We start from the raw sequence: 19069 nt of genomic DNA on the forward strand, positions 1-19069 counted from the left end.
TTTATCTGGGAAGGTGGCTCCTACAGTGGAAAAACAGGAACAACTCTACGAAGGTAAGGCGAAGCGTATTTATCGGACATCTGTGCCTGATCAATACTGGGTAGAGTACAAAGACGACGCTACAGCATTCAACGGAGAGAAGCGGGCGCAAATCACCGGAAAAGGTGAGCTGAACAACCGTATTACCGCTATCTTTTTCACCATGCTAAAGGAAAAAGGCATCGACAACCATTTTGTCCGGCTGCTGTCTGCAACAGAGCAAGTAGTCCGCAAAGTGGAGATCATCCCTTTGGAGGTCGTTGTCCGCAATATCGCGGCAGGTTCACTTGCCAAACGTCTTGGCATGGAAGAGGGAACTGTTCTCCCGCAGCCAGTTGTTGAGTTTTACTACAAGGATGACGCACTGGGCGATCCGTTGGTAAACGCCTCCCATATCAAAGTGTTGGGAATTGCGAGCGAAAGTGACCAGACGACGCTTGAGCGCATGGGACTTGCTGTCAATGAGGTTCTCGTACCTTATCTGGCCGAGCGCAATATTACGCTGGTCGATTTCAAACTCGAATTTGGAAAAACGCCGGACGGGGAGATTCTCCTCGCCGATGAAATATCCCCGGACACATGCCGTTTCTGGGACTCTGTCACAAAAGAGAAGCTGGACAAAGACCGCTTCCGTCGCGATTTGGGCAATGTAGAAGAAGCGTATCAAGAAATGCTGAAGAGACTGGGAGGAGACGTACATGTTTAAAGCTGTTGTTTATGTAACCCTGCGCGAGAGCGTTCTGGACCCGCAAGGCCATGCAGTAAAAGGGGCTTTGCACACTCTAGGTTTTGACGAAGTAAACAATGCGCGTATCGGAAAGTACATGGAACTGGAACTGAACACGGCAGATCGTGCGCAGGCAGAAGAGCGTGTACGTGAAATGTGCGAAAAGCTCCTGGCTAACACGGTGGTTGAAGACTATCGCTTTGAGATCGTGGAGGGCTAAGGATATGCGAGTAGCCGTTATCGTTTTTCCAGGCTCGAATGCTGATGTAGATTTGTACAACGCAGTTGAAGATGTCATGGGAGTGCCTGTTGACTACGTATGGCATTCTGAAACAGATTTGTCCGGTTATGACGCAATCCTTTTGCCGGGCGGATTCTCTTATGGAGACTATTTGCGCTGTGGCGCGGTCGCTCGCTTTTCGCCCGTGATGGAGCAAGTGGTGAAGGCAGCAGAAGCAGGCAAGCTGGTAATGGGAATCTGTAACGGCTTCCAAATCCTCACAGAGGTAGGGCTGTTGCCAGGCGCTCTCTTGCGCAACCGTTCCCTCAAATTCGCCTGCAAGCTGTCCGGGCTTCGCGTCGACAACAACGAAACACCATTTACCCTCGACTATGCGGCTGGGGAAGAAATCCAAATCCCGATCGCGCATGGCGAAGGAAACTACTACTGTGATGAAGAAACGCTCGCGAAGCTTAAAGCGAACAAACAGATCGTTTTCCGCTACAATGGCGAGAACCCGAATGGTTCTCTTGATGATATCGCAGGCATTTGCAACGAGCGCGGCAACGTACTCGGCATGATGCCTCACCCGGAGCGCGCTGTCCACAAGTGGATGACATCCGATGACGGCCGCCGCATGTTTACCTCGATCCTGAAGACGTGGAGGGAACAAAACAGTGTCACAACTCACGCATAAAGAACCGACCGCCCAGCAAATTGCCGATCAGAAGCTCTACCGTGAGATCGGGCTGACTGACGAAGAATACCAACGTGTAGTAACGATTATGGGACGCCAGCCAAACTGGACAGAAACCGGATTGTACAGCGTTATGTGGTCTGAGCACTGCTCCTACAAAAACTCCAAGCCTGTCCTGCGCAAGTTCCCGACAAAAGGCCCTCGCGTTCTGCAAGGACCAGGTGAAGGTGCCGGGATCGTGGACATCGGCGACAACCAGGCTGTTGTATTCAAAATCGAGAGCCACAACCACCCTTCTGCTATCGAGCCGTATCAGGGAGCAGCTACAGGCGTGGGCGGGATCATCCGCGATGTATTCTCCATGGGTGCACGCCCGATCGCATTGCTCAACTCGCTGCGCTTTGGCGAGCTGACCACGCCACGCGTCAAATATTTGTTTGAACATGTGGTTGCGGGAATTGCCGGCTACGGTAACTGCATCGGGATTCCTACCGTTGGCGGAGAAGTGAACTTCGATCCTACGTATGAAGGCAATCCGCTCGTCAACGCTATGTGCGTGGGTCTGATCGACCACGAGAAAATTCAAAAAGGCGTAGCCTCCGGTATCGGCAACCCGGTCATTTACGTCGGGGCGAGCACAGGACGCGACGGTATTCACGGCGCGACTTTTGCCTCCGAAGAGCTGACCGAGGAATCGGAGAAAAAGCGACCGGCTGTACAAGTGGGCGACCCGTTCATGGAAAAATTGCTGCTGGAAGCGTGCCTGGAGCTGATCGACACAGGAATCGTCGTAGGGATTCAGGACATGGGCGCGGCTGGTTTGACCAGCTCCAGCTCGGAGATGGCATCCAAAGCGGGCAACGGAATCGAGATGAACCTGGATCTCGTGCCGCAGCGCGAAGCAGGCATGTCTGCTTACGAAATGATGCTGTCCGAATCGCAAGAGCGCATGCTTGTCGTTGTGGAAAAAGGCAAGGAAGCGGAAGCGATCGCGATTTTTGACAAATGGGGCTTGGCCTCCGCTGTCGTGGGCAAAGTAACGGATGACAGCAAGCTGCGCCTGTTGCACAAAGGCGAGGTCGTAGCAGAAGTGCCAGCAAACAGCCTGGCAGATGACGCTCCGGTTTACCACCGTCCTTCCGCAGTGCCTGCTTACTATGAAGCAAACGGAAAAGTAGATGTGCTGGCTGCCATCGAGGAGCCAAAAGATCTGAACGAGACGCTGAAAAGTCTCTTGGCGCAGCCGACTGTTGCCAACAAGGCATGGGTGTACGAGCAATACGACCATATCGTACGCGCGAATACAGCAGTGAAGCCTGGTTCTGACGCAGCAGTCGTCATGGTGCGCGGCACGCGCAAGGCTCTTGCCATGACAACCGATTGCAACGGACGCTATGTGTATCTCGATCCAAAAGTGGGCGGAGCCATCGCGGTAGCGGAATCCGCGCGCAACGTCGTGTGCTCCGGTGCCGAGCCGCTTGCGATCACCGACTGCCTCAACTTCGGCAGCCCGGAAAAGCCGGAAGTATTCTGGCAGTTCGAGAAAGCGTGCGAAGGCATGAGTGAAGCGTGCGTGGCCCTCGACTCGCCTGTTATCGGCGGTAACGTATCTTTTTACAATGAACGCAGCGGCGATGCGATCTACCCGACTCCAACTGTCGGCATGGTCGGTCTGATCACCGATGTTGACCATATTACGACGCAAGACTTTAAAAACGAGGGCGACGTCATCATCCTGCTCGGCGACACGTTCGCGGAGCTGGGCGGCAGCGAGTATCAAAAGCTCGTGACAGGCGCAATCTCCGGTCGTCCGCCGCAACTGGACCTGACCAAGGAAGCCGCTGTGCAAAAGCTCGTGCTCACAGCGATTCGCCAAGGCTTGGTCAATTCCGCGCACGACTTGTCCGAAGGCGGTCTAGGTGTAGCGCTGGCAGAATCTTGCTTCGGCAAAAACATCGGCGCACAAGTCGAGCTTACATCCGACTTGCGCACAGACGTGCTGCTGTTCAGCGAATCCCAATCCCGCATCTTGCTCAGCGCAAGCAAAGAGCAGGCGGAAGCGATTGTGGCATTGGCAGGTGAGCATGGCGTACCAGCTGCAAAAATCGGTACGATTGGCGGCGAGCGTCTGGTAGTAACAGTGAACGGTACGGAAGCAATCAACGCTTCCACTCAAGAGGTGAAAGCAGCCTGGAAGGATGCGATTCCATGTTTGATCGGGTAATCTGGGACAAACTGAATGAAGAATGCGGCGTCTTTGGCATTTACAACCACAAGGAAGCATCCCAATTGACCTATCTGGGTCTGCATGCCCTTCAGCATCGCGGTCAGGAGAGCGCAGGTATCTGCGCCTCCGACGGCGAGAAGTGGTATAAGCACCGGGGAATGGGACTCGTCTCCGAAGCATTCGGCAAAGGCGACCTGGAAAAATTCCGCGGCCATATCGCCATCGGTCATACCCGTTATACGACCGCTGGCTCCAGCAAAATCGAAAATGCCCAGCCGCTGTTTTTCCGCTACGCGCAAGGCAGCATGGCTGTTGCTCATAACGGCAACCTCGTCAATGCCGCTGTCCTGAGAAAAGAGCTGGAAGCGAAAGGCTCCATTTTCCAAACGACAAGCGACACCGAGGTTATTGCCCACCTGATCGCACGCTCCGAGAGCCGCGATTTGCCAGGAGCAGTAAAAGATGCTCTCCAGCACATCAAGGGCGCGTATGCGCTGTTGGTCATGAACGAGAAGCAGTTGGTCATCGCGCTTGATCCGAATGGACTCCGTCCGCTGTCTCTCGGCCGACTGGGGGATGCGATCACTGTGGCTTCCGAGACCTGTGCGTTCGATATTATCGGGGCGCAGTACTGGCGCGATGTTCAGCCGGGAGAAATGATCGTGGTCGATCAGGATGGCATCATCGAAACCAAGCATACCGAGACAACGCAGCGCTCGATTTGCACGTTTGAATACATTTATTTCGCCCGTCCTGACAGCGACATCGACGGGATCAACGTCCACATGGCGAGAAAGCGCCTCGGCAAGCAGCTTGCCCTGGAATCGGCTATCGACGCTGATGTGGTTACAGGGGTGCCGGATTCGAGTATTTCGGCGGCGATCGGTTTTGCGGAAGCGACAGGTATTCCGTACGAGATCGGTCTGATCAAAAACCGCTACGTCGGCCGTACTTTTATCCAGCCGAGCCAGGAGCTGCGCGAGCGGGCTGTTTATCTCAAGCTGTCTGCCGTTCGCAAAGTCGTGGAAGGCAAACGGGTCGTCATGATCGACGATTCGATCGTGCGCGGTACGACAAGCAACCGGATTGTCCGCATGCTGCGCGAAGCTGGCGCCAAGGAAGTTCATGTCCGCATCAGCTCTCCGCCTGTCATGAACTCTTGTTTCTACGGAATCGATACCTCTACGCGCGACGAGCTGATTGCGTCGACCAAGTCGGTAGAGGAAATTCGTCAAATCATTGAAGCCGATTCCTTGTCCTTCTTGTCCGTCGAGGGCATGATCAATGCCATCGGCCGCCAGGATTCGGCTCCAAACAAAGGACACTGCCTCGCCTGCTTTACAGGGGAGTATCCGACCGAGATTGAATTTGAAGAGGCGCTACCAGCGACCAAGTGCTAATACAAGCAACCTCTTGCAAGGGGGAGAAACGATGAGTGAAGCATACAAACAAGCGGGCGTAGACATCGATGCGGGTAACGAAGCAGTCGAACGCATGAAAAAACACGTGAAGCGGACATTCCGTCCCGAAGTGCTGACCGATTTGGGCGGCTTCGGAGCACTGTTCCGTCTGGACACGAAAAAATACGAAAAGCCGATTCTCGTCTCTGGTACCGACGGGGTGGGCACGAAGCTGAAGCTGGCTTTTGCCATGGACAAACACGATACGATCGGGATCGACGCCGTTGCCATGTGCGTCAATGACGTCGTGGTGCAAGGCGCGGAGCCGCTCTTTTTCCTCGACTATTTGGCGGTAGACAAAGTCGTTCCGGAAAAAATCGAGGCGATTGTCAGCGGGATCGCCGAGGGCTGCTCCCAGTCCGGCTGCTCGCTCATTGGCGGCGAGACGGCTGAAATGCCAGGCATGTACGCAGAGGGTGAATACGACATCGCCGGATTTACCGTAGGGGTTGTCGACGAAAGCAAAATGATCACGGGTGCGAATGTGGCAGCAGGTGACGTTTTGATCGGGCTTGCCTCCAGCGGCGTGCACAGCAACGGCTTCTCGCTCGTGCGCAAAGTGTTGTTGGCAGACAAGGGCATGTCCTTGCATGACCATGTAGACGCATTGGGCAAAAAGCTCGGCGAAGAGCTGCTGACCCCGACTCGCATTTACGTGAAGCAAGTGCTGGCTGTGCTCGAATCGTTTGAAGTAAAAGCTTTGGCCCACATCACAGGCGGCGGCTTCACGGAAAATATCCCGCGCGTGTTGCCGGAAAACACGCAAGCGGTCATTAACGTAGGCTCCTGGCCTGTTCTGCCGATTTTCACACTTGTACAGGAAGCGGGAAACATTTCGTATCCCGACATGTACAAAACGTTCAACATGGGCATCGGCATGATGCTGGTCGTGAAAGAAGCAGACGCAGCGAGCGCCATGGAAAAACTGCAAGAGCTTGGCGAGCAGCCGTACCTGATTGGCAACATTCAGGAGGGTGAGCGCAAAGTCGTATACAACGGGGTGGAATGGTGAGAAAGCTGGCCATTTTCGCCTCAGGAAGCGGCTCCAACTTCGAAGCGATCGTGCAGGCTGTCCAGGCAGGCCGACTTCCCGGTGTGGAAGTCGCTTTGCTCGTATGCGACAAGCCGCAGGCGAAGGTGCTGGAACGCGCGGAACGTCTGGGCATTGAAGCATTCGTGTTTCAGCCAAAAGATTACGCCAACAAGGCAGCTTTTGAAGCAGAAGTCGTGCAAGAGCTGCAAAAGCGGGAGATTTCGCTGGTCGTGCTGGCAGGCTATATGCGGCTGGTGGGCGAAACGCTTTTGGCTGCCTACGAAGGAAGCATCATCAATCTGCATCCGTCGCTGTTGCCAGCTTTCCCAGGCAAAGACGCGATCGGTCAGGCACTTGCTTACGGGGTAAAGATAACGGGGGTAACGGTACATCTGGTAGATGCCGGTCTCGATACGGGGCCGATCATCGCTCAGGTCCCGGTAGCAGTGCAGGAGCAAGATACGGCGGAAACGCTGGCAGCGCGCATCCACGCCGTGGAGCACGGACTGCTGGTGGAAGTCATCGGCATGCTGGCGGAAGGCCGGGTGCAGGTTGCAGGACGGCAAGTTCAGGTGAGATCATAACAGGCAACAAAAGACCGACACAGCTCAATCGTGTCGGTCTTTTTCGTGCTGGCAGCGTGAGGGTCAAAATCTTTCTCTCGCGCACGGTCCGAGATACGGTTTATTCAGCTGAGCTTGTGCAACCAGTCCCGGGAAAAATCCGCTTATCCGAACGGGCAGCGCTTTTGGCCAGCAGCTTTTCGCATTCATCCGCCGGAACGGGCTTGCTGAAAAAATAGCCCTGCACCGTCAGGCAGCCAAGCGATCGCAAAAACGATAGCTGTTCCTTCGTTTCGACGCCTTCTGCTACGAGAGACAGCTTCAGGCTGTGAGCCATGGCTGCGATTGCGGTGACGATCGGCAAGTGAGAAGAAGAGTCCGACATGTTGCGCATAAACGACTGATCGATTTTCAACGAATTGATCGGCAAAAGCTGCAAGCAGCTAAGCGAGCTGTACCCGGTGCCGAAGTCATCAATCGATATCTGGATGCCCATGGCTTGCAGCTTTTGCAGGCGGGGAATGACAGCGTCAAGCCTGTGCATGGCGATGCTTTCGGTTATTTCCAGCTCCAGGTAGCTTGGGTGTAGCCCCGTTTGTTGCAAAATGTCTTGGACCATCGTCACCAGATGCTTGTCCTGCAACTGGCGCATCGACAAATTGACGGCAAGCCGCACAGGAGGCAAAGCTTGCTGCTGCCACCTGACGAACTGCTGGCAAGCTGTCTGCAACACCCAGCGACCGATGGGAATGATCAGTCCCGTCTCTTCGGCGAGCGGAATGAAATCAAGCGGAGAGACGATGCCATACACCGGATGCTGCCAGCGGATCAACGCCTCCAGGCCGACAATATGCTCGTGCTTGCTGTCGTACTGGGGCTGATAGTACAACTGAAATTCCTCGTTCTCCAGCGCAGTGCGCAGTCCGGCTTCCAACGTCATTTTTTTGACGAAGGCGTCGTTCATCTCCGGTTGGAAAAACTGGATGTTGTTGCGGCCGTGTTCTTTCGCCTGATACATGGCTGCGTCCGCATTTTTGACCAAAGCTTCCGCGTCCGTGCCGTCCTGTGGAAAAAGGCTGATTCCGATGCTGATTGTGACCACAAAGCTTTGGTCACCAACCGTGATCGGCATGCTCAGCCTTTGCAAAACGGCTTCTGCGAACCTTTTTGCTTCCGTATGGGACATCCGGGGCAGGATGATCGTAAATTCGTCGCCGCCCAAGCGGCAGACCGTATCGTTAGGACGTGCAGTCTCTTGCAGTCGCCGGGCGATTTGCGCAAGCAGGCCGTCTCCCGTGGAATGTCCGAGTGTGTCATTGATGTATTTGAACCGATCCAGGTCGAGAAACAGGACAGCGAGCTGGCTTTGCTCGCAGGCGGCCTGTTCGAGAGCGGCATCGAGCCTGCTTTGGAAAAGGGAGCGGTTCGGCAAGCCCGTCAACGTGTCGTGATAGGCGAGATAGTGAATCATGGCTTCGGTTTGCTTTCGTTTCGTAATATCGGTGGCGATGGCGAAATAGCCTACGACCGTATTCGTCACCACGATCGGGACGACGGTGACATTCAGTTCGATTTGCGTCCCGTCTTTATGAAAAGTGGAAATATCGTAGTTGTCCGAGCTTCCTTGCTGGGCGTTCCGGGACATCAAAAGCACGCGGCGAATCCCTTCCTGATTCAGCAGCGCCCGGTAAGACTGATTGCGCACATCGTCCAGGGTGTATCCGGTCACGCACTCAAAAGCGGGATTGACGTTCAGGAATCTTCCGGACAAGTCGAGCCAGCAGACGATATTCGGATTATGCTCAAACAAAGATTTGTAGCGCTGCTCGCTCACTTCCAGACGCTGCTGCGCCCATTTTCGCTCCGTAATATCGTGAGTGACGATCAAGGCGCCGACAGGTTCTCCGGTGGGCGAGGACAGCAGCTTGCCGTTGGCGACCAGGATGGAAACAGCTTTTCCGAGAGGCTGTACCCAGATCTCCTGGTTGTAGACTTGTTCGTTGCGCAACACGCGGACAGAAGGCAACTCCGCAAAAGCTACAGGAGTGCTGCCGTCAGGATGGTAAAAGGAATAAGAGCCGTACGTATGTTCATGCAAGTCTATAGGCTCGGACATGCCGAAGCGCTTGGCCGCTTCATTGAAAAAAAGGATGCGCCCATCCAGCCCGTACACAGTCACTCCGGCCTCCATGTGCTCCAGAATGGGCTGTAGCAAAGTTTCATGCAAGGCTGAGGAAGGCATGGCACCCAAAGAATCGTCAACTGGTGGAAAAAGCAGCTGATGGCGAGTTGACTTCATGTAAGCCTCCGGGCTGATGCATGTAATAGTACCATTTATGTTAATGAAACTGAGAATCATTGTCAACAAACGATTCGTACGTCTGAAAGCAAACCAAATCCGCCCTGCCGACATATTGTAAAAAGAAGCAGCTGAAGAGGAGGAGCCGATTTGAGCGGAGATTTTGTTGCCGATTTGCTGGGCAAGCTAAGCAAGCGAACAGGGCGGGAATGGACGCTGAACGATATTATGAAGCTCGCACAAAAATTTCCCAAAGGCGGGGGCAATATCGACGAGCTGATGGAAGAACTGTCCGACATGGGACTTGACGTTCCCGAGGAGACGAAGGAACGCGTCAAGGACAGGATGAAAAACGGCAAGTCCATTTCCATGGAAGAACTGGGCAGCATGGTCCCGAAAGCGAAAGAGGTCAAGGCCAAAAGCAGCAAGCCCAAAAAGCCGTCGAGAGCGGCTGGGAAGAGCAAGCATCTGTCCCTTGCCGAGCGGGTGAAAAAGCTGTCCGGTGGAAACAAAAAGAAGCGGTAAGCCTGCTGCCGGAAAAAAGCGGGAATGTGCAGTCGCGAGTGCCGAACAGGCATGGGCGGCTGCGTTTGTTTTCGCTGAGGAAACTCTTGATAAAAACGTACAATTATGTTTTAATATGAAAGGAATGTTCGTGTTTTAGTATTGCAAAAAAGCTTTTAGCCATGTTTTCTTACTAATAGTCAGGAGGTTCTATCCGTGAGTGTGAAAAAAGCGTTGATCAGCGTTTCTGACAAGACAGGATTGATTCCGTTTGCCCGTCGTTTGGCAGCTGCCGGAGTAGAGATCATTTCCACCGGAGGTACGGCTTCTCTCTTGAAAGCAGAGGGTGTTCCCGTCATTGGCATTTCCGAAGTAACCGGATTTCCCGAGATTTTGGACGGACGCGTCAAAACGCTGCATCCGAATATCCACAGCGGCCTCTTGGCTGTGCGTGACAACGAGGCACATCAAAAGCAACTGAAAGACCTGAACATCGAAACGATCGATCTGGTTGTGGTAAACTTGTATCCATTCAAGGAAACGATTGCCAAACCGGACGTGACATACGAAGATGCGATTGAGAATATTGATATTGGTGGGCCGACGATGCTGCGTTCTGCGGCGAAAAACCATGCGTTCGTGAGCGTCGTGGTCGATTCCGCCGATTATGAAAAGGTAGCCGAGGAAATCGAGGCAAACGGCGATACTACGCTGGAAACGCGCCGTCGTCTGGCTGCGAAAGTATTCCGTCACACAGCTGCCTACGATGCCCTGATCTCCCGCTATTTGAGCGAGCAAGTAGGCGAGCTGCTGCCGGAGAGCTACACGGTGACGTACGAAAAAGCGCAAGACTTGCGCTACGGCGAAAATCCGCACCAGCGCGCTGCTTTTTACCGCGAACCGCTGTCCAGCCAGCTGAGCATCGGCTACGCAGAGCAACTGCAAGGCAAAGAGCTTTCCTACAACAACATCAACGATGCGGACGCGGCGCTGGCGATTGTGCGTGAATTTACCCAGCCGGCAGTTGTGGCGATCAAGCATTCCAACCCTTGTGGCGTGGGCATCGGCGCAGATATTCGCCAAGCGTACCAAAAGGCGTACGAGGCTGATCCTGTCTCCATTTTCGGCGGTATCGTAGCGGCGAACCAGGCGATTGACAAAGATACGGCCTTGGCGATGAAAGAAATTTTCCTGGAGATTATCATTGCTCCTGATTTTACGGAAGAAGCGAAAGCGGTTCTCGCCGAGAAAAAGAACTTGCGTCTCTTGCGCATCCCGGCATTGAATGAGTCTGCGAAAAAAGCGGACAATCTGTTCCGCGTGGCTCCGGTAGCGGGCGGCGCATTGATTCAGGACTTCGATTACAAACAGCTGGAAGAAAGTGAAATCCAGGTTGTAACCGACCGTCAACCGACAGCGGAAGAAATGGCCCAGCTGCAATTCGCCTGGAAGGTTGTCAAGCACGTGAAGTCCAACGCTATTTTGCTGGCAAAAGACAACATGACGATCGGCGTCGGCGCAGGTCAAATGAACCGTGTCGGCGCTGCGAAAATCGCCATCGAGCAAGCGGGCGAGCTGGCAAAAGGCTCCGTTTTGGCTTCCGATGCGTTTTTCCCGATGGGAGACACTGTAGAAGCAGCTGCTGCCGCAGGCATTACGGCGATCATTCAGCCAGGCGGCTCGATTCGCGATCAGGAGTCCATCGACGCTTGCAACCGCGCAGGAATCGCCATGGTGTTCACTGGCACGCGCCACTTCAAGCACTAATCTGTACAGATCCCTTCAGTAACAGGAGGATATCCATATGAAAGTATTGGTAGTAGGCGGCGGCGGCCGCGAGCACGCCATTATCTGGAAGCTTTTGCAAAGCTCCAAAGTACAGAAAGTATACTGCGCTCCCGGCAACGGAGGAACGGCTGAGATTGCGCAAAACGTCCCGATTGGCGTCAACGATTTTGCCGCTCTGGCCCAGTTTGCCAAAGACGAGGGAATCGATCTGACTGTGGTAGGCCCGGAAGATCCGCTTTTGGGCGGGATCGTCGATTTCTTCGAGGAACGCAACCTGCCTATTTTCGGGCCGAACAGTAAGGCGGCGATGATCGAAGGCAGCAAATCGTTTGCCAAAAGCTTGATGAAGCGCTATAACATCCCGACTTCTGCTTACGAGTCGTTCCTCGATTACGAGTCAGCGAGCGCCTACGTGCGTCAGCAAGGCGCGCCAATCGTGGTAAAAGCAGACGGTCTGGCCGCAGGCAAAGGCGTCGTAGTGGCCGAGACTATCGAGGAAGCGGAAGAAGCGCTGCGGCAAATCATGCAGGAAAGCGTCTTTGGAGAAGCGGGAGCGCGTGTCGTCATCGAGGAGTGCATGTTCGGGGAAGAGCTGTCTCTGCTCTCTTTTGTCGACGGCGAAACCGTGAAGCCAATGATCACCTCGCAGGACCACAAACGCATTTTCAACGACGATCGCGGCCCGAATACAGGCGGCATGGGCACTTACGCTCCTGTGCCGCAAATGTCGCCAGAGCTGGTCGAGACGATTGTGAAGACTATCGTCGAGCCGATGGCAGCAGGCATGGCCAAAGACGGAATCCCGTTCAAAGGCATCCTCTACACCGGACTGATGATTACCGAGCAAGGACCAAAAGTGGTTGAGTTCAACGCCCGTTTTGGCGATCCCGAGACGCAAGTGATCTTGCCGCTCTTGGAAACGGATTTGCTCGATATTTTTGTGGCGACCGTGAACGGAGAGCTGGATGCGGTGGATGTCACCTGGAAAGAGGGCAGCGCCGTATGCGTGGTGATGGCGGCTCCTGGCTATCCTGGGGAATACCCGAAAGGAAAGCGGATCGACGGACTTGCGCAAACGAAAGAGGCAGTAACCGTTTTTCATGCCGGAACGAAGCAAACCGAGGAAGGCATCGTGACAAGCGGCGGCCGTGTGCTTGGCGTAGTAGGCACCGGAGCCAACCTTGAAAAAGCGCGTGAGGCAGCTTATGCAGCCGTGCAGTCGATTTCGTTTGAAGGGGCACAGTATCGCACCGACATTGCAGCGAAAGCGATGAAATATCAACAGAAGAACTAACAGGGAAAAGAAAAAGGCAGTCTCGTTCGTCGCTGAGGTACGAACGAAGGCTGCCTTTTTGTTGTAAAAAATGCCGCGACATTTTTTTAAAAGAGTTGCACGACTGCTCTCATCACCGCTTGGTTACAGCCCGATCTGCTCCCCAGCCAGAGGTGCATTCTTCGCTTTTGCTTTGGCTGCCATAACTTGCGACACGACATAGACGAAGAGGAACAACAGCATGCAGACGGCAGACCAGCGGTACATGACGGAGTAGCTGGAATGGGTAGCGAGCACGCCGAGCAGCATGGAGCCTGCCGCGATGCCGAGGTCGATCGAGTTGAAAAACAGTCCGTTTGCCATGCCGCGCTGTTCTGGCGTGACGACTCTGACCATCCACGCTTGAATAGACGGTTGAATCATGCCGTACCCCAAGCCGTAGAAAAAGGCCGAAGTCAAAAGCAGCGCTTCGCTCGTCGTGACGGACAAGATCAGCAGGCTGATGCCTACAAAAATCGCGCCAGGCGGCAGAACGGCGACGTGACCTTTGCGATCGTACAGCTTGCCGGAAAAAGGACGAATGAGTACCATGGCGAATGCGTTGGCGAGGAAAAACCAGCCGACGTTTGCGATGTGGGTTTCTTTTCCGTACAGCGCCAAAAAGCTCAAGATGCCTCCGTACGTAATCGACAAACAAAAATTCAGACTCACAGGCAAGAGCAGCTTTTTGTCGAAAAAGCGGCCAACCCCTTTGATCGGGGCACTGTTAACGGCTGATGCTGATGGAGATGTGGTTGTTGCAGCCGGGCGAAGGTTGTACGCGCGAATCATGTGCATCAAAGGGAAGATGGCAGCCACCAGCACGACAAGGGCGAAAAGCATATAGCCGAATCCGAATGATTGGAGAATGCCAAGCCCGATCACTGGACCGAGCGCCATTGCCAGGCTCGTGGACAGGCCGAAATAGCCCATTCCTTCCCCGAGCTTGCGGATGGGAATGACATTGGTCACGATGGTTGGAAACGTCGTGCTGCCCATGCCGAAGCCGATCCCGACGAAAACGCGCAACAGCAAAAACAGGGCGATGTTCCCAGCCCAGAAGTATCCCGCACTGAAGATGCCGACAGTGCACAGGGCCATAACGGCAATCACTTTGCTGTTTTTCGTTCGGAGCGCTTCGCCTGTGAACACGCGCGCCACGACGGCAGCCAAAGAAAACAGGCTGATGACGAGACTGACGACAAAATCGTTTGCCTGATACGTCTGTTTGACGTACGCAGGGAACGTAGGCGTCTGCATTTGGATCGTAAGAAATAACAACAAGTTGCACACAGTTAAAAGGACGAAATCCTTCGTCCACAGTTTCTCTCTACTCTCTCCCAACGGTTTCACTCCTATTCGGTTGTATGGCGGTCTATGTTCTCGTTGATTTCAAGCAGAATTTCCCGCAAAAAAGCCAGTTTCTCCGGTGGCAAGCCTGCAAAAATGTCCGCGACGGCTTTGGCCTCTGTCGGAATCGCCTTTTCAATCCACTCCCGGCCGTTTGCGGTGAGTGTTACGATATAGGCACGGCGATCCTGGTCGCTCAGTTTTTTTTCAATCCAGCCTTTTTTCACCAGGTTGTCGAGAATCCGCGTCATCGTGGGCTGGTCTTTTGCCGAGCGCAGGGCAAGCTCTTTCTGGTTGATCCCGTCCTCTTCCCGCAGGCGGTACAAGACGGCAAATTGCTCCGTCGTCAAATCAAATTCACGCAAGAACAGCGAGACGTAGTGAATCATGCGGCGGTACGTGTTGCCGATCAAAAATCCAAGCGGTTCATTTTGCCAATGATCGATCATGACAAGGTCATTCCTTTGCACCAAAATACTTGCTTTGACAATTATATGCCTAGCAACTAATTTTGTAAATGGAAAAACCGCCTTTCCCTCAAGGCGGTCGCATCTGTGGAAAATCACTTTTGATTATTGGCGGTAGCGCCCTTTTCTTCGGGAGCTGTAAAAGGCGTAATAGCCGACAACGCCGATGACACCAAGAATCATGGCCATGACAAAGAAATTGTGTGACATCCATTCATAGAGTGGCGTTCCGACGATCATGGACAGCGTCTCCTCTTTTCTACGAGTAAGTAGGGTAACGTGTGCTGCTGTCGTCCTTTTCCTGGGAACGGTACGAGATGAACTCGCGGGCTGCTTGTTCCATCAATTGGTCTTCGGGAGTCAGCTCGCCTTTTGGCGCGTCGTCTTGTGCTTTGCTCTCCGCTTTTGCCGATTGCGTGCTGGCAGCTTGCGGCTTGTCCGTATGCGTCTGCGAGTTTGCCGAAGCGGACGCCTTTTCATGCTTCTGCTCTTGGGAAGAGTGGGAGGAAGCACCGCTGATTGCGCCTGTGACTTGATTCATGACGGTTTGTATCCCTTTTTGCTTCATTTGATCCATCATCCCGGACATGCCGTTCGCTTTGATCGTATTGATGCCAAGCGCTTTGTACATCGGGCAGAAACGGGTCGCGCCTTCCGCTACCTTCATCGCAGAAAAGGCCATCAGCAGCCAGGGGGCATTGTGCGGACGACGACTCATTTTTCCAATGCCGTAGGCCAAGCCCAACAGACCGCCTGTCATACGAATGATCGCATCTGTAGTACCAACGTTCTTTTGCATTTGCTTTCGCCTCCTGTTGCATCTTCTACGAGGTAGTCTGTGATAAATCCGTCCAGGCAACCCGTGGAAATTGTTAGGACGATGTGCTGGGCGAAGCAGGGGAAGCATTCGCAAGTGGCGAAGCAGTAAAGAATGAAGTGAACGACTATTCAGTCTATTTTCATGATTGGACACCGAGAGGAGAGAAGTGGCATGCGAGTTCGCGCTTTATCGGAAGAAGCGTACCTGAATCTGATTCGTGTAAGCAAAAGGCAGGCTCCGGCAAGCTTGTGGATCAAGGGAGCCAGCGTACTGAACGTGTATACAAAGGAATGGCACGAGCATCACGTCGTTGTGGCGGGAGAGCGAATCGCTTATGTAGGAGAAAAGGAGCCGTTCGTTGATGAACATACCGAGATCATCGACGCGAGCGGAAAGTATTTGGTTCCCGGCTATATCGAGCCGCACGCGCATCCTTTTCAATGGTACAACCCGTTTACGCTGGCAGACTTCGCCCTGGATCGGGGCACGACGACACTTGTGTCCGATACGCTGATGCTGATGAATTTGCCGTCGGAGCAAATTTCTGCGCTGATGGAATCGCTCGCCGCGCATCCGGTGAAGCAATATTTCTGGGGCAGACTCGATCCGCAAACGGGCAAAGAACATCCGCAATTCACAAAAGACGGCCTGCGGCGCATGCTGGAGCATCCGCTGGTCGTGCAAGGGGGAGAACTGACGAACTGGGGCGGCGTGCTCCAAGAGGACGACACCTTGCTGTTTGGCTTGAAGCATACGCGCGATTTGGGCAAAAGAATGGAGGGGCATCATCCGGGAGCATCCTGGGAAACGCTGAACATCGCCAGCGCAGCAGGCATCACCGCTTGCCACGAAGGGATTACCGCCGAAGATTTGCTCGCGCGGCTGCGTTTAGGGATGTACGCGACACTCCGCCACTCCTCGATTCGGCCTGACTTGCCAGAGCTGGTAAAAGGCTGGCTTGCGCTCGGTCTGCCGTGGTCTTCGCGAATGATGCTTACATCAGATGGCTGTACGCCTCCGATGCATCGAAACGGCTTCATGGACTACACGCTTCGCGTAGCGATAGAAGCTGGCATGCCGCCCGAGGAGGCATATGTCATGGCGACGTTGAATCCGGCTGTCTACTACGGTCTGGACGCTGAACTGGGCGGAATTGCGCCTGGACGGATCGCGGACATGGTCCTTCTCGCCGCCAAAGACGATCCTGCGCCGCTCGCTGTCTTTTGCAACGGCGAACAGGCGGCAGAGAGCGGCAGGCTGCTTGTCCCGACAGTCGAGCCACGCTGGGCCGACTACTCGTTTGAAGCAGCCGATCCGTTGGCAGAGCGAGCACGAGCGGACTGGTTTTGCCTGCGGCCTGACGCGGAAGGAAAAGCTCCGGTACTGAACATGGTCAACGCAGTCATTACGCGGATGACGCTGGAAACTTTGCCTGTAGACGAGCAAGGCTGCATTTCACTGGCGCATGACCCGCAGCTCGCTGTGATCGTCAGCATCGATCCGGCAGGCAAAAAGCGCACGGCTGCCGTGCTGCGCGGTTACGGTGAGCATTTGCACGGGCTGGCAAGCTCGTATACGGCTTCTGGCGACTGGCTTGTCATTGGCCGCGATCCGCAGGCGATGGCGGCTGCGCTTGAACGAGTCAGGGAAATCGGCGGGGGAGTCGTTTTGATCGAGGATGGGCAGATTGCCTGCGAATGCCCGCTGCCGCTTGGCGGGAAATTTTCTCCGGCCCCGATGAGCGAAGTGATTTCCATGGCCGAGAATTTGACGGCCAGACTGCGCGCCAAAGGGCATGTTCATCTTGATCCGATCTACTCGCTGCTGTTTTTTACGGCTACCCACCTGCCCTACGCAAGGCTCACCGCGGAAGGGATCGCAGATGTAAAAACAGGACAAATCGTCGTTCCGGCACTCCCTCTCTAAAGAGGGAGTTTTTGTTTTCCTTTCATCCGCAAATGTAATGGATAACATTAAAGCTTTATTGTGTGAAAGTAAAGATATAACTGTTTGATTTCAATTGATCGCAATGAAATGCTGAGTATGTAAGCATCTGGTATATGCTTGGAAAATATATTTTTCCTCTTGTAAATTTTCAGATTTATTTTACAATAAATAATAGCCAAGCCACATCTATCTTCTGTTCCATCAGAAAACAAGCTTACATAGTCGCAACCTGGTAGCTAGGGTAGATCGACTGGCGAGGACAAAAATAAAAAATAATTAAAGGGGGATTCAATTCCGCATGAAAAAACTCTCTCACATCAGTATTTTATCTGCGGTATTGGCGACGAGTGTGGCACTCACAGGTTGCGCAGGAACCAGCAACTCATCAGGGGGAAGCAACACGGGCGGAGGTGGTCAGCCAGCGCAAAATCAGTCAAGCACGTCTGGCAGCGGCGGTGGCGCAGCAACAGACGGTGGTGTCATCAAGATCGCAACACAAACCCCCCTCTCCGGGAACCAGTCCTCTCTCGGAGACGCGATCAAGACAGGTGCGGAATACGCACTGAATCAACGCAAGGAAGAATTTAAAAAGCTCGGCTTCGACATCCAGCTCTTCCCGCAGGATGACCAGGCGGACCCGAAAATCGGGGTATCCAATGCGGAAATGCTGATCTCCAATCCTGATGTGTACGGGGTAGTCGGACACCTGAACTCCGGTGTGGCGATTCCTTCATCCGTGAAGTACGAGGAAGGCAAGCTGGTCATGGTCTCCCCTGCCAACACAGCCGTGAAGCTGACCGAGGAAGGGAAGAAAACCGTACACCGGATTTGTGCTCGCGATGACGCCCAGGGACCGAAAGCGGCCATGTATGCGAAAAATACGCTCGGCGTGAAAACAGCTTTTATTATTCATGATAAGACCGCATACGGCCAAGGCTTGAGCGACCAGGTGAAGTTGCAGTTCGAAAAGGACGGCGTGCAGCTTCTCGGGTATGAAGGCATCACGCAAGGCGAAAAAGATTACAGCGCCGTACTGAATCAGGTATCGGCAAAGAACCCTGACATCATCTTTTTCGGCGGGCTTTATCCGGAAGGCGGAATCCTGGTCAAACAAGCCCGGGAAAAAGGATACAAGGGATATTTTATGGGTGGCGACGGCTTGGACTCTTCTGATATGATTAAAATAGCCGGCGATGCTGTCGAAGGCGTTGTGTTCACGTCAGTAGCAGGTGACGTGACGCAAACCGAAGAGGGCAAGAAGTGGGCTGAAGAGTACAAGAAAACCACGAACAAACCTCTAGAAACCTACTCCGTCTACGGTTTCGATTCCATGAACGTCATCCTTAACGGCGTCATGGAAGCAATCAAAGCGAACGGTGGCAAAAAACCAACACGCGAGCAAGTCCTCGAAGCAGTTCACAAAACAAAAGATTTTCAGGGGCAATTCACAAAAGTTACCTTTGATGAAAAAGGTGACAACACAAACGCAGATGTATTCATTTACAAGTATGACAAGGACAAGTCAACTTTTGTAGGCAAGGCCGAGTAATCGCAGCCAACATCACCGTACACTCTTTCATGCCTCATACCGGTAAAGGGGCGGCACGTTGGTGTTC

Annotated in this window: 17 protein-coding genes; 12 read left to right on the forward strand and 5 right to left on the reverse strand. The window is 53.7% G+C overall.

Going from position 1 to position 19069, the window contains the following annotated elements; genetic code table 11:
- The first annotated feature begins 25 nt into the window (after positions 1–25).
- From purC to purN, 7 genes are read left to right on the forward strand one after another with little or no spacing between them, the layout of a single operon-like run.
- Positions 26–745 (forward strand): phosphoribosylaminoimidazolesuccinocarboxamide synthase, encoded by a 720-nt coding sequence (gene purC, locus HP435_RS03580; RefSeq protein WP_122965571.1) that lies wholly within the window; start codon positions 26–28, stop codon positions 743–745.
- Positions 738–986: a phosphoribosylformylglycinamidine synthase subunit PurS gene (gene purS / locus HP435_RS03585; protein WP_122965570.1), complete on the forward strand. Its 249-nt coding sequence runs from the start codon at positions 738–740 to the stop codon at positions 984–986. The genes purC and purS overlap by 8 nt, the downstream gene beginning before the upstream one ends.
- Before the next feature lie 4 nt (positions 987–990).
- Positions 991–1683 carry a phosphoribosylformylglycinamidine synthase subunit PurQ gene (gene purQ, locus HP435_RS03590; RefSeq protein ID WP_122965569.1) on the forward strand — a complete coding sequence of 231 codons (693 nt, stop codon included), beginning with the start codon at positions 991–993 and terminating at the stop codon, positions 1681–1683.
- Positions 1664–3907 carry a phosphoribosylformylglycinamidine synthase subunit PurL gene (purL, locus tag HP435_RS03595; RefSeq protein ID WP_122965568.1) on the forward strand — a complete coding sequence of 748 codons (2244 nt, stop codon included), beginning with the start codon at positions 1664–1666 and terminating at the stop codon, positions 3905–3907. The genes purQ and purL overlap by 20 nt, the downstream gene beginning before the upstream one ends.
- Complete coding sequence (purF, locus tag HP435_RS03600) at positions 3892–5310, forward strand: amidophosphoribosyltransferase (RefSeq protein ID WP_122965567.1); 1419 nt, start codon at positions 3892–3894, stop codon at positions 5308–5310. The genes purL and purF overlap by 16 nt, the downstream gene beginning before the upstream one ends.
- A gap of 31 nt (positions 5311–5341) precedes the next feature.
- Positions 5342–6382 (forward strand): phosphoribosylformylglycinamidine cyclo-ligase, encoded by a 1041-nt coding sequence (gene purM, locus HP435_RS03605; RefSeq protein ID WP_173599452.1) that lies wholly within the window; start codon positions 5342–5344, stop codon positions 6380–6382.
- Positions 6376–6987 carry a phosphoribosylglycinamide formyltransferase gene (gene purN, locus HP435_RS03610; RefSeq protein ID WP_122965565.1) on the forward strand — a complete coding sequence of 204 codons (612 nt, stop codon included), beginning with the start codon at positions 6376–6378 and terminating at the stop codon, positions 6985–6987. Before purM ends, purN begins: the two co-directional genes overlap by 7 nt.
- A gap of 100 nt (positions 6988–7087) precedes the next feature.
- Here purN and HP435_RS03615 read toward each other — a convergent pair whose 3' ends face one another.
- Positions 7088–9265 (reverse strand): EAL domain-containing protein, encoded by a 2178-nt coding sequence (locus tag HP435_RS03615; RefSeq protein ID WP_173599453.1) that lies wholly within the window; start codon positions 9263–9265, stop codon positions 7088–7090.
- 150 nt (positions 9266–9415) lie between these two features.
- Between HP435_RS03615 and HP435_RS03620 the strand changes: the two genes are divergently transcribed.
- The 3 genes from HP435_RS03620 to purD all read left to right on the forward strand — a co-directional run bounded on the left by HP435_RS03620 (position 9416) and on the right by purD (position 12851).
- Positions 9416–9790: a hypothetical protein gene (locus HP435_RS03620; RefSeq protein WP_063229564.1), complete on the forward strand. Its 375-nt coding sequence runs from the start codon at positions 9416–9418 to the stop codon at positions 9788–9790.
- A 195-nt stretch (positions 9791–9985) separates the two neighbouring features.
- The gene (gene purH / locus HP435_RS03625) at positions 9986–11536 is read left to right on the forward strand and encodes a bifunctional phosphoribosylaminoimidazolecarboxamide formyltransferase/IMP cyclohydrolase (RefSeq protein ID WP_122965563.1); all 1551 of its coding nucleotides are present in this window, start codon (positions 9986–9988) and stop codon (positions 11534–11536) included.
- 37 nt (positions 11537–11573) lie between these two features.
- A complete protein-coding gene (purD, locus tag HP435_RS03630) occupies positions 11574–12851 on the forward strand; it encodes a phosphoribosylamine--glycine ligase (protein WP_173599454.1) in 1278 nt (425 codons plus the stop codon).
- 123 nt (positions 12852–12974) lie between these two features.
- Here the strand turns inward: purD and HP435_RS03635 are convergent, their stop codons facing one another.
- The 4 genes from HP435_RS03635 to HP435_RS03645 form a co-directional block, all read right to left on the reverse strand.
- On the reverse strand, positions 12975–14213 hold the full coding sequence (locus tag HP435_RS03635) for an MFS transporter (protein WP_173599455.1): 1239 nt from the start codon (positions 14211–14213) through the stop codon (positions 12975–12977).
- 11 nt (positions 14214–14224) lie between these two features.
- Positions 14225–14668 (reverse strand): MarR family winged helix-turn-helix transcriptional regulator, encoded by a 444-nt coding sequence (locus HP435_RS03640; protein ID WP_122965560.1) that lies wholly within the window; start codon positions 14666–14668, stop codon positions 14225–14227.
- 123 nt (positions 14669–14791) lie between these two features.
- Positions 14792–14926, reverse strand: a complete 135-nt coding sequence (locus HP435_RS29040) for an EYxxD motif small membrane protein (RefSeq protein WP_255679199.1) — start codon at positions 14924–14926, stop codon at positions 14792–14794.
- Positions 14927–14945: 19 nt separating this feature from the next.
- Positions 14946–15485 carry a YgaP family membrane protein gene (locus HP435_RS03645; RefSeq protein WP_173599456.1) on the reverse strand — a complete coding sequence of 180 codons (540 nt, stop codon included), beginning with the start codon at positions 15483–15485 and terminating at the stop codon, positions 14946–14948.
- A 192-nt stretch (positions 15486–15677) separates the two neighbouring features.
- Here HP435_RS03645 and HP435_RS03650 point away from each other — a divergent pair, with 192 nt between their 5' ends.
- Both HP435_RS03650 and HP435_RS03655 read left to right on the forward strand, forming a co-directional pair.
- Positions 15678–17432: an adenine deaminase C-terminal domain-containing protein gene (locus tag HP435_RS03650; protein ID WP_173599457.1), complete on the forward strand. Its 1755-nt coding sequence runs from the start codon at positions 15678–15680 to the stop codon at positions 17430–17432.
- Positions 17433–17751: 319 nt separating this feature from the next.
- Entirely contained in the window at positions 17752–19002 is a 1251-nt protein-coding gene (locus tag HP435_RS03655) for a branched-chain amino acid ABC transporter substrate-binding protein (RefSeq protein ID WP_173599458.1), read from the forward strand.
- Positions 19003–19069: the final 67 nt, after the last annotated feature.

This window comes from Brevibacillus sp. HD3.3A, assembly GCF_013284375.2.
GTDB lineage: Bacteria > Bacillota > Bacilli > Brevibacillales > Brevibacillaceae > Brevibacillus > Brevibacillus parabrevis.

Bases quoted from the DNA above. Each gene is read 5' to 3' on its own strand.
- purN (WP_122965565.1), top strand. From the start codon at position 6,376: ATGGTGAGAAAGCTGGCCATTTTCGCCTCAGGAAGCGGCTCCAACTTC.
- purQ (WP_122965569.1), top strand. From the start codon at position 991: ATGCGAGTAGCCGTTATCGTTTTTCCAGGCTCGAATGCTGATGTAGAT.
- HP435_RS03615 (WP_173599453.1), bottom strand. From the start codon at position 9,265: ATGAAGTCAACTCGCCATCAGCTGCTTTTTCCACCAGTTGACGATTCT.
- HP435_RS03640 (WP_122965560.1), bottom strand. From the start codon at position 14,668: ATGATCGATCATTGGCAAAATGAACCGCTTGGATTTTTGATCGGCAAC.
- purF (WP_122965567.1), top strand. From the start codon at position 3,892: ATGTTTGATCGGGTAATCTGGGACAAACTGAATGAAGAATGCGGCGTC.
- purD (WP_173599454.1), top strand. From the start codon at position 11,574: ATGAAAGTATTGGTAGTAGGCGGCGGCGGCCGCGAGCACGCCATTATC.
- HP435_RS03645 (WP_173599456.1), bottom strand. From the start codon at position 15,485: ATGCAAAAGAACGTTGGTACTACAGATGCGATCATTCGTATGACAGGC.
- HP435_RS03650 (WP_173599457.1), top strand. From the start codon at position 15,678: ATGCGAGTTCGCGCTTTATCGGAAGAAGCGTACCTGAATCTGATTCGT.
- purM (WP_173599452.1), top strand. From the start codon at position 5,342: ATGAGTGAAGCATACAAACAAGCGGGCGTAGACATCGATGCGGGTAAC.
- purS (WP_122965570.1), top strand. From the start codon at position 738: ATGTTTAAAGCTGTTGTTTATGTAACCCTGCGCGAGAGCGTTCTGGAC.
- HP435_RS03655 (WP_173599458.1), top strand. From the start codon at position 17,752: ATGAAAAAACTCTCTCACATCAGTATTTTATCTGCGGTATTGGCGACG.
- HP435_RS29040 (WP_255679199.1), bottom strand. From the start codon at position 14,926: ATGATCGTCGGAACGCCACTCTATGAATGGATGTCACACAATTTCTTT.